This is a genomic window from Empedobacter sp. UBA2044, from assembly GCF_002333005.1.
Lineage (GTDB): Bacteria > Bacteroidota > Bacteroidia > Flavobacteriales > Weeksellaceae > Empedobacter > Empedobacter falsenii_B.
The window spans coordinates 1-10955 of sequence record NZ_DDBA01000063.1; the positions used below are offsets into that span (position 1 = coordinate 1).

Sequence of the window (10955 nt, forward strand, 5' to 3'; positions counted from 1 at the left end):
AAAAAAAAAACCGTAAAAATTCCGATAAATTTTACGGTTAAAATAAAATTTTATTGGTCTAATTCCGTTTTATTTTTTTAGGGACTTAACAATTTAGAAATTAGTTTTTTAATAACTGCTTTCTGAAACGTAAAGCAACCAATCCTGCCCCTATTACCAATAATGGTAAATAATCATCGATTGGTACTGGATCAGCATCTTCAACATCTGTTCCACCACCACCGGTTCCTGGTCTAGCAGAACTTTCATTTTGATTAGTTGATTCAAAGAACGAAATCTTATTTTCTTGAGCAGATAGACCTATTGAACAATGCAAAACTCCTGCAACTAAGATAATTTGTTTTATATTTTTCATATTGTACTATTTTATTAGATGTTAAATTATTTGTTTACAACTTTTTGAGTCTTAACTTTTCCGTCTTCAGTCAGAACTTTTATAACTAAAATTCCTTTTGCAGAAGATTCAACTTGGTAAACACTTGCACGAATGTTATTTTTCACAAATATTTTTCTTCCTTGAATATCATACAACTCTACCGAAGAAATTTTATTTTGTTTTGCATCCACTACAATTGTATTGTTTTTAGTATAAACAATAACATTTTCTTTTGACAATTCATCTGTACCTAATGTTTTATTTGTATACACAAGTTCAAAACGAGTATCAAATATTCCTGCTTTAGAAGTGAATGAATAAGCTGATTCTGATAAGTTATGTACTTGATTTAACTCTTTATCTCTTAAATAAACAATCTGTCCTTTTTCAAACAACCCATCAGCTTTCTCTATATTGATTGTGTAATTTCCTTGCTCTAAAGTTTCAAAACCTAATTTTACGACATCATCAGTTTTAAAAGGTAAGCTGCGTCCTTGGATTGCATATACTTCATTATTAATCAATGAGTAGATTGCTGAAGATCCTCTTTGCATCACTTTTGCATCAATTTGATTATCCGCATCGTTTGTAGCTCCATCCATATAAGCTAATAAAATTTGGCTAATTGTTTTACTTTCTTTTGATAAACTTAACCAAATTCTGTTTTTCTCTGCAATTGAATTTTTATAGAAAAATGCATCTTGCGAAGTTCTCATTGTATTGTTAAAATTAACTGTAGGTGTAGCTTGAGAAAGTCCTACGATAAATCCTTGTCCAACAGAAATGTTTGACAAATCAGGAATAACACCACCTACAACGTTGAATGCGGCATAATTATTTGCATATTCTGAAGAACCAACAGGGAATTGATGTGTCCAGAAATATAATGAATTAACATTCTCATTTGCTAATAAGAATTTTTCCACATTAATGTTAGAAGCATAAGGGTTACCAACTAAATTGTATCCATTTGCTGTAAATTGAACAGGAACTGTTATATCTCCATTGAACGGAACACCTAAAAATGCACCATTATGAATTGTATTTTGCCCTGTTGGTAAAGTGTTTTTAACACGGATAGAAACCCCTTTACCTGGTTCAAATAATTTTGAGTCTGTATCTGAAGTTAAAATCTGAGTAAATTCATCTGTTGTTTCATTATATGTCCAAAAACGATTGTATAATGTTTCCGGAGAGAATGAACGTATAGTTTGTTGCGATGCTTCCTGCTGAACCGGAGAAGACCAGAACGTCATATCATTACGAACCATCGATTTACTATCGCGGTTAACTGTAATTGCTCCTGAGTTAGCAACGTTTTGATTTTGGATTAAATTACCACCATTTTCTACAACTAATCCTGTAAGACCAGCTTGATTGTCGATCTTCCCATCAACGATTAAACGAGCACCTGACTTTACGACAACTGAACCTCCAGCATCTGAAACTGTAAACGTTTTAGCTTCTAATTGCGTATCAACTGTTACTTTACCTTTGATGATTACATCTTTTGTAAGATCCGGCGTTCCATTAGACCATGCAGTTCCGTCCCAAGTTGTAGAGTTTTCAGCTGTTGAACATTGAATTTTAACATTGTCAATAAATGCTCTTTTTGCCGATGTTTCTAATTTTAAAGTAGAACCAGCAGCTACGTTTTCAAAACTTACAGTTTGTGTTTCGAAATTATCTGCCATTTTCGCTGTATAAACAACATTTTTAGTTTCTGAACCTAATGTAACATTGACACTTCCTTCAATTGCTGTCCAACCTTTTACATCAAAAGAAACTATTACATTACCAGCTATTTGATCTAACACTTTTGATGTTATCCCCCCTTTGTTATTACTTGAACCTAACCTAATAGCATTTCCTGCTTGATAAACAGTAACTACAGTAGGAAAATTAGAATTCCCATTCCAAGCCTTATTAGATCCTGCAGTACTTGTATTATTACCATTTAAACCATCAAATGTTTCCTCAAAACAATAAGTAGCATTAGGATCTGTTACTGAAACATCAAAAGTTGTACTAAATTCGTTATAATTATTATTACTAACGGCAGTTGCATTAATAGTTGTAGAACCAATACCATCAAATGATAAGCTATTTCCGTTTATAGAAACAATAGAATTATCAGCAGAAGTATACACAATATTTAACCCTTGATCTGTTTGTGATGGTAAACCAGAAAAAGTGGTTCCTTGGTTTTGAACTAAAGCTTCAAAGTTATAATCTACTGTTTGGTTTGCTTTTGCAATTTCAAAAGTTATAGTAGCCGGATCAGAAGTTCCATATTGATTTGTGGCTGCTACCTGTGCTGTAAATGTTCCTGCTTGTTCAGGTGTACCTGAGAAAACGCCATTATCAAATGTAATTCCTAAAGGTAAAATACCTGTTTGAGTCCAAAAGGTAGGATTATTAGTTGCTGTCACAGCTCCATCAGGCAATAATACACCATAAGTTCCTGTAATTGTTCGTGGAGACACAACTGGTTTTTCCGTTGCTATTCCAGCGGCAGTCCAAGAAATATTATCTAAAGTAAGTTGTGGTCCTGCATTTCTAAATGTAATAACAGCTGCCTCTGACTTATTTATTTCTACTTCAAATGAATGAATAGTAGCATCCGTTTGTGCTTTTCCAAATGTTGGTGAAGTGTAAACAACTACATTATCTACTAATACTTCAATCTTTCTATTATTTGAACCTCCAGTAAAAGCTTTTCTGACATCAAAAGATAATTTTCCGATTCCATTAGAAATTGTAGTTTCTAATGTATTTCCTGAAGCTTGAAATAGGATTCCTTTATTTGTGATTGGATATGTACTTTCATTTCTTGCATTTGTATAATTCCATACAATTCCTCCTGTTTCTCCAGTAAATGATCCTGTTGCATAAGAACTACTTAATGCTGTTTGGGACTCAAAAGTTTCTGTTCCCTGTCCAAAAGCAAATCCTGATAACAATAATGTTAATAAGGATGATTTAAAAAAGTAAAGTTTTTTCATACGATAAATTGTTTTAAGTTTTTTTTAAAAAAAGTTAATTTTCTAAACTAATATTAATATAACATTAACAAAAATAATACATAAAATTTACTTAAGTATTTTTAAATGAATATCCTACAAAAAAAATCCGCTAACAAATAAATGTTAACGGATTAATTTTAAATAAAGGGAAAAAATACTATTAATAGTATGTATATCTTCTAACACCTGCAATGTGTTTTGCTAAACGCATTACTTGGTGACTGTATCCATATTCGTTATCATACCAAACATACATCACAACATTTTTACCATCGGCAGAAACAATTGTCGCATTACTATCGAAAATCGACGGAGCAGAAGTTCCAACAATATCCGAAGAAACCAATTCATTGTTCAACGAAAATTTAATTTGCTCAACTAATTCTCCGTTCAATGCAGCATCTTTCATCAAATTGTTTACCGCTTCTACAGAAGTATCTTTACTAACTTCTAAATTCAAGACAACCAAAGATCCATTTGGAACAGGAACACGAATTGCATTCGAAGTTAATTTACCTGCTAAACTTGGTAAAGCTTTTGCTACAGCACTACCAGCACCAGTTTCAGTAATTACCATATTCAAAGCAGCAGCACGTCCACGACGATATTTTTTGTGCATATTATCAACCAAATTTTGGTCGTTTGTATAAGCATGAATTGTTTCTAAATGCCCTTTTACAACACCTAAATTATCTTCAACAACTTTCAAAATAGGTGTAATTGCATTTGTTGTACAAGAAGCAGCTGAGAATATATTTACATTTTCTGGGCTATATTCTTCATGATTAACACCGTAAACAATATTCGGAACACCTTTTCCTGGCGCTGTTAATAAAACTTTATCAGCACCAACAGATTTTAAATGACGAGATAACGCTTCTTCATCTTTAAAAACACCTGTGTTATCAATAATTAAAGCATTATTAATTCCGTAAGTAGTATAATCAATTTCTTCTGGCTGAGCTGCAGAAATCATATAAACAGAAACTCCGTTGATGATTAAAGCATTATTTTCGTGATCAGCTACAACGTTTCCGTCAAAATCACCATGAACAGAATCATGACGTAACAAAGAAGCTCTTTTTTCTAACAAAACAGGATCGTTTTTATCACGTGTTACAACAGCGCGTAATCTTAATTGTTGACCTTTTCCCATTTGAGAAGCCAACTCACGAGCTAATAAACGTCCGATACGACCAAAACCGTATAAAACAACGTCTTTTGGTTCAACACTTTTTACATTTTTGCTTGCACCTAATTTCTCTTCAACGAAAGCTTCTGCCGAAGCGTAATTCCCAGAAATATATTCTTTAGCTAATTTTCCAACATCAAGTCTAGAAGCTGGTAATTTAGCTTCAGAAATAGCTTTAGCAATCGCTAATGTATCGTCGATAGCAATCTTTTTTTCTACAAATTCCTCAGCATACTGATGTAGATTTACGATGTCACTAACGTTTTTATCAACTAATTGATTACGGAAAATTACCAATTCAACAGATTGATCATACCATAAATCTGAAACAATTTTAATGAATTCTACAACCTTTTTGCTCATTTCATTGAAAGATGCAAGTTGTTGATCATAAGAAGAGTGGTTCATTTAATAAATGTTTATTTGTGTTTATTTACTTAATTCTTGGCAAAAGTAATCAATTATAACGATTTCGTACATTTTTTTTACAAAAACTAATTATTGTCATAAAAACACAACTATTCCTACGAAAATACTAAAATATAGAAAAAAAATAAATTTTTAATAGGAAATTTTAAATTTTATGAATACTAATAAGTAGCTATTAACCATTATTTTATTGTTTAATTTAAATTGAATTGAATTTTACGAAAACGTTTTCGTAAAATAATTGTTAAAAATTTTTATTTGCAAATTCGAAAAAGCGTTCTATATTTGCACTCGCAATACGGCAATAAACGCTGTGTTGGAGAGTTGGCAGAGTGGTCGAATGCGGCAGTCTTGAAAACTGTTGAGGGTCACACCTCCGGGGGTTCGAATCCCTCACTCTCCGCTGAAAGGGATTCTATTACTTAGAATCTCTTTTTTTGTATAAATAAAAAAGTTTTCTTCCTTTATTTTCAAATGGTTACTCGAAAATAAATCCATCATTGTAGGTATTTGATAAATCCCATTTTCATAGTGTAAACTGCTGTCGAACACTATGTTTACAAATTCTTTTTTCTGTAAAGTATTAGCTTTAGAATAAACAAATGACCCGGTCCTAAAATAACTATACATGTTTTTAAATAAATCCTGTTATAGTTACACACCAATTGATCTTAATCCTAAATTTACTATACAAAGGAGTTTTGATTATTAAAACTTCTATTATAGTTTTCCATCTTTTCTTTAATTTTTCTGACTGCAAATGCGCAGCATTTGGAGTTAAATAATCACAACTTGTATGTGGTCTTAATTCATTATAAGTTTTAATACTATTAGTAATTTTAATTTTTGTCTGATCAAAACCTAATGTGCTTTCATATAAATTAAATTCCATTTTAATTATTCCATTAACCCTTTCTGCCATTGTATTTTCATAGGGATCACCTTTTTCTGTCATACTTATAGCTATGTTATTTGAGAGTAATAAATCTACATATTTATGTGAGCAATACTGCGATCCTCTATCAGAATGATGAATTATAGATTCATTATAAAGCCTGTTATTTACTGCCATGTTAAGCGCTTCAATACAACCATCAGCTGATAAATCTTCACGGAAGCAATACCCCATTATTTTTCTTGAATAAGCATCTGTTATTAAACTCAGGTAACCCCATTGAGTGCCTAGTCGAACTTGTATACCGTAGTGTTTTTGGGCTTGTTTATACGTAAAGCCGCCTTTTTCTACTTGGCGTACAACAGCTAACTTAAAGCCTAAGGTGTAATCGCGTTGTGTACGCTTTTCTCTTTCTAAGTATGATTCTTTCATGATAAGTTGATTTGGTGTCAACTTATTTTAGGATAAGACATTCTTTAACAAAAAAGGCTCTTATCCAAGAATTTTATATTAAAGAAATGTTTTGGGAAAAAGTACTTTTTACCGAGCTTAAAACAAGGAATCGTCTTGTTTCTCCTCATGCGATACAACGTTTTTTCACTAACGTTAAGTAGCCTTTGCACATCTGCACTGTCGTAGAATTCGTGAACTTTGTTATATGTTTTAATTTATTTAATTTCAGTAATATACGAGTTAATTAAATAAAATAAATGATAAGAGGAAGTAGGGATAGGGTGATTCTATATTTCTTCTTTTCATTTTTTTGTTCATCCAAAAAAAACGAAACAAAAAAAGATGCCGACAGTAGTCTCTCAATGATTCAACTAACTAAATTATTTTCATAAAGTTGTCAACTCGTTCCACTCAGACACTCCAACTTTTTTTATTCCAATAATTTAGAATTGAATTTCATTTCGATACTAAATCGTCGGATTTTTAATTCCTTTTTCAATATTCAAATTCACTTATAATAACGAATTTTAAAGCTGTCATTGCTGAAGAGTCGAGTGTCAATTCTACGTAGTGAGCGTTAAAAATGATTTACTGTTCACATTTTATATGTGAATAATTTAAAGCATTTAGCGAGTAGTCGTTATTGACCGACTTGTAGGCACGGACTTGATTTTTTTTGGTTCGTTTTTTTTATCAAGAAAAAAAATGAACATATAATTTATTAATCAACTTGTAACAAGTTTACCTAAGCTCCACAAGAGCTTCTCCTTATAATTTCAAATGTTTTTTACTGTATGTAGAAGATTATTTTAGAAAAATAATTCATTTTCATGTTGAATCTTTTGTATTCTCTCTATTTTAGTAAGAAATTAATGATATGAATTTTAAAATACTGTTTTTATTTCTTACTTCTACACTACTTTTTGGTCAAAATAATTTTATAACTCCTTACGAAAAAGGAAATAAAAATCAAACTACAACCTATGATGAAATGAATGTGTTTTATCAAAATTTAGCGGAAAATTTTGAGACAATACAGTATGTAAAAAAAGGAGAAGACGATAATGGAAAGTCAATTTATGTAGTTGTTTATAATCCATTTAAAGAAAAAGATATAAAAGAATTACGTAAAACAAAAGCAGTGCTTTTCGTAAACAATGGAATTCATCCTGGAGAACCGGACGGAATTGATGCGACGATGATGTTGATGCGAGATTTGGCAATGAAAAAAATTAAACCGCTTAAGAATTTTATTATTGCTGCGATTTCGGCCTATAATGTAAGTGGTATGTTGAATAGAGGGGCTTTTTCGCGCGCAAATCAGAATGGACCTGAACAATATGGTTTTCGTGGAAATGCCAGAAATTATGATTTGAACAGAGATTTTATTAAAAATGATTCAAAAAATGCAAAAAGCTTTCAGACGATTTTTCATTGGTTGAAACCTGATGTTTTTATTGATAATCATGTAAGTAATGGGGCAGATTATCAGTACACATTTACCTATATTTCGTCTTTTAAAGCGCGTGTAGGAAATGTTTTGGGCGATTATTTTTATACGACATATCAAGCAAATAATCTAGCCGAAATGCAAAAAAATGGTTACGAAAGTACGCAATATGTGAACATACATGGCGATGTTCCTGATATTGGTTTTGCAGCTTTCGAAGATTCTCCACGCTATTCTACAGGTTATACAACATTGTTTAATGCACTAAGCACAATGCCCGAAACACATATGTTAAAGCCTTATGAAAACCGTGTAGACGCAACGTATAAATATATGTTGGTAAATCTAGAAAATTTAGATAAAGAATATTTGACAATCAGAAATTTACGAAAAGAAAATCTAAAACAATATCAGGTCGGAAATCAATATGGAATTCGTTGGAAAATAGATTCTACTCAATTTACAACAATGAATTTTAAAGGATTTGAAGCAGGATACAAGCCAAGTGCGGTTTCGGGAAAAGATAGATTGTACTATGATCGATCGAAACCATTTACAAAAAAAATTAAATTATTCAATTCTGCAAAACCAATTAGTTACATTACAATTCCGAAATATTATGTTCTTCCACAAGCTGAATATCGCGTTGTAGAAGCTTTGCAACGAAATGATATTCAAATGAAACGAATAGAAAATGATACATTAATTAACGTCGAATCGTATAAAATATCAGATTTTAAAACCAATAAAAATGCATATGAAGGACATTATAATCATTACGAAACGGTGGTTACAAAATCGATGAAATCGCTTAAATTTTTTGAAGGAGATTATATTGTGCCAACACAACAAGATGGAGTGAAATATATTCTTGAAACCTTAGAACCAGAGGCATTGGATTCGTTCTTTAACTGGAATTTTTTCGATGGAATATTAGGTCAGAAAGAATATTATTCGGCTTATATTTTTGAGGATACAGCTGCTGAATTATTGAAAAATAATGTGGTTTTGAAAACCGCATTTGAAGCAGAAAAAGCATTAAAACCAGAGTTTGCTAATGATGGCGAAGCACAGTTGGATTGGGTTTATAAAAATTCGCCTTATTTTGAGAAGAATACTTACAGACAATATCCGATTTATAGGATTCTTAATTAAAACCAGTTGTGCATTTTGAAATAAAATTATTCAAATAGATGGTTTAAGTTGTTATAACACACAATTTGTTAATTAAAATCTATTTGTTGAAATAGAAAAGGCAAAGGTGAAAAATTGTAAAAAGCTCTTATCTGTATTGATAAGAGCTTTTAATTTATAGTTTGATGCATTCTAAAAATCGTCTTCAATAATTTCTTGCACACGTCCAATTTGTCCATCCGTCAAACGAACTTTTATACCACGATGATGATAAGGCGCAGAAGTCAATAAATCTTTCACGATACCCTCAGTCAATTCGCCAGTTCGTTGATCCTTTTTCAATACAATATTAACCAGCATACCAGGTTTTATATTTGCTCTTGTTTTACCATCCATATTACAAATATCTTAAAATAAATGGAAAAGATATTCATTCTATCGTAAAGGAAATTAAAAAATACATTCATCTGGAAGGTAAAAATGAAATGGGATTGAATATGAAATTTATGAATTTTCTCTTTTATTATTTTATTTACAACCCAGCTGAAAAAATTTGAGATTGAATATAAAGGCAAGAATAACAAGAATACAACTTTCTTTTATTGGAGAGGGGTTGAGGTGAAAATCATAAAACTAGAAATAGGATTTGTTCGAGTGTTGTTCGATAATGTTTCGGAAAAAGTGGGCGAACAAAATAGGGGAGAAGTGAAGTGATTTTTATTTGAAATGGTAATTGATTTAAAAATTAATTATTACTGAGTATAAATAAGAAAATATAAGATAGATTTGGTCGAGTATTTAATTGATTTGGAATAAATTTAGAAGATAAATAATTCATTATGGAAAATTTACCAAATTTAAATAGTATTCATGATACTGATAAAAGCGTTGGAGCGATAAGTATTTTCAAAGGCGAATCTAGTAATGTAACATCAATTCAATTATTAGAAAAAAGTGTTTTAAAAGAGCACAGTACAAAAATACCTGCTTTGCTTTTATGTGTTACTGGAAAAGTAGTGTATTCAGATGAAAATGAACAAACAATAGAATTAAGCTCTAGTGACTATATAACGATAGAACCAAATGTTATACATAAGTTAGAGGCTTTAGTAAATAGTCAGTTGATTTTAGTAAAATAAGATCATCAATAAAATGAATTAATATTTCTTGATATGCACGAATTACATCTATTATTAATTTTCCATTTAATAGGCGCTACGATATGGGTTGGTGGACATATTATATTAAGTTTGGTTATTTTACCACAAGTATGGAAAGAAAAATCGATAGAGAAATTGTTCTCTTTTGAAAGTAAATACGAACGAATAGGACTTCCAGCTTTATTAGTTATGGTTATTACAGGAGTAAGAATGTCTTATATCTACACGATCAAGATTAGTAATTGGTTTCAATTCGAAAACCCCATTGAAAGAGTTGTCTCATTAAAACTGATAGGCTTAGCAACAATTGTATTATTGGCTTTGAGTGCTCAATTTTATGTGCTTCCTCGTTTAAAAACAGATGATACAAAACTTCCTCTCATGACATTTCATATTATAGCGGTGACAACGATTAGTATAATCATGTTAATACTAGGTAGCTTCGTACGATATGGTGGTATTTAGATAAATATTAGTAGTTTAGCCTATCTATTTATTAAATTTCTTGTTATAGTTTAGTAGAGAACAATAGTAACAAAGTAGCTATGAATCATTCTTAGGTAATGGTATTTGTAATCCAGTTTTAACTGTATGCATGTTGACAAAAGTTTTAAAACGTCGTATATTCGAGTTACTAAAAAATAATTTTCGAGTCAAGGATTCGTATTCTCGCATAGTATTAACCACCATAATCAATGCAAAATCTACTTCACCTGTTACATAATAACATTGCTGAATTTGAGGAGTTTTATTGAAAGTTGATTTTATTTCATCAATAAATTCAATTTTATCTGTATCCAATTCAATTTCTACGAACAGCTGTCGTACTTCATGACTTCG

At 30.9% G+C, this 10955-nt stretch carries 9 protein-coding genes, 1 tRNA gene and 1 pseudogene; 4 read left to right on the forward strand and 7 right to left on the reverse strand.

Features of this window, described 5'->3' with window-relative positions; genetic code table 11:
- Positions 1–100 precede the first annotated feature (100 nt).
- The 3 genes from B4E59_RS11435 to B4E59_RS11445 form a co-directional block, all read right to left on the reverse strand.
- Positions 101–355: a hypothetical protein gene (locus tag B4E59_RS11435; RefSeq protein WP_291053108.1), complete on the reverse strand. Its 255-nt coding sequence runs from the start codon at positions 353–355 to the stop codon at positions 101–103.
- Positions 356–381: 26 nt separating this feature from the next.
- Entirely contained in the window at positions 382–3381 is a 3000-nt protein-coding gene (locus B4E59_RS11440) for a RemA C-terminal-like gliding motility protein (protein WP_291053111.1), read from the reverse strand.
- Positions 3382–3562: 181 nt separating this feature from the next.
- Positions 3563–5002 (reverse strand): glyceraldehyde-3-phosphate dehydrogenase, encoded by a 1440-nt coding sequence (locus B4E59_RS11445; RefSeq protein ID WP_286495940.1) that lies wholly within the window; start codon positions 5000–5002, stop codon positions 3563–3565.
- A 339-nt stretch (positions 5003–5341) separates the two neighbouring features.
- On the opposite strand from B4E59_RS11445, the gene B4E59_RS11450 reads away from it, so the two are divergent.
- A tRNA-Ser gene (locus tag B4E59_RS11450) sits at positions 5342–5426 on the forward strand.
- 342 nt (positions 5427–5768) lie between these two features.
- Here B4E59_RS11450 and B4E59_RS11455 read toward each other — a convergent pair.
- Together B4E59_RS11455 and B4E59_RS11460 are read right to left on the reverse strand one after the other, a co-directional pair.
- Positions 5769–6350 (reverse strand): annotated as a pseudogene (locus B4E59_RS11455) (DDE-type integrase/transposase/recombinase); the annotation flags it as partial.
- Between the two features lie 44 nt (positions 6351–6394).
- On the reverse strand, positions 6395–6586 hold the full coding sequence (locus B4E59_RS11460) for a helix-turn-helix domain-containing protein (protein ID WP_286495961.1): 192 nt from the start codon (positions 6584–6586) through the stop codon (positions 6395–6397).
- Between the two features lie 662 nt (positions 6587–7248).
- Between B4E59_RS11460 and B4E59_RS11465 the strand changes: the two genes are divergently transcribed.
- On the forward strand, positions 7249–8976 hold the full coding sequence (locus tag B4E59_RS11465; protein WP_286495938.1) for a M14 family metallopeptidase: 1728 nt from the start codon (positions 7249–7251) through the stop codon (positions 8974–8976).
- Between the two features lie 171 nt (positions 8977–9147).
- On the opposite strand, the gene B4E59_RS11470 is transcribed toward B4E59_RS11465, so the two are convergent.
- Positions 9148–9351 (reverse strand): YwbE family protein, encoded by a 204-nt coding sequence (locus tag B4E59_RS11470; RefSeq protein WP_286495937.1) that lies wholly within the window; start codon positions 9349–9351, stop codon positions 9148–9150.
- Positions 9352–9794: 443 nt separating this feature from the next.
- Between B4E59_RS11470 and B4E59_RS11475 the strand changes: the two genes are divergently transcribed.
- The gene (locus B4E59_RS11475; protein ID WP_286495936.1) at positions 9795–10094 is read left to right on the forward strand and encodes a cupin domain-containing protein; all 300 of its coding nucleotides are present in this window, start codon (positions 9795–9797) and stop codon (positions 10092–10094) included.
- Positions 10095–10127: 33 nt separating this feature from the next.
- A complete protein-coding gene (locus B4E59_RS11480; RefSeq protein ID WP_286495935.1) occupies positions 10128–10580 on the forward strand; it encodes a CopD family protein in 453 nt (150 codons plus the stop codon).
- A 78-nt stretch (positions 10581–10658) separates the two neighbouring features.
- Here B4E59_RS11480 and B4E59_RS11485 read toward each other — a convergent pair.
- Positions 10659–10955: Lrp/AsnC ligand binding domain-containing protein (locus tag B4E59_RS11485; RefSeq protein WP_291046406.1), on the reverse strand; the 297-nt coding region annotated here is incomplete at its 5' end.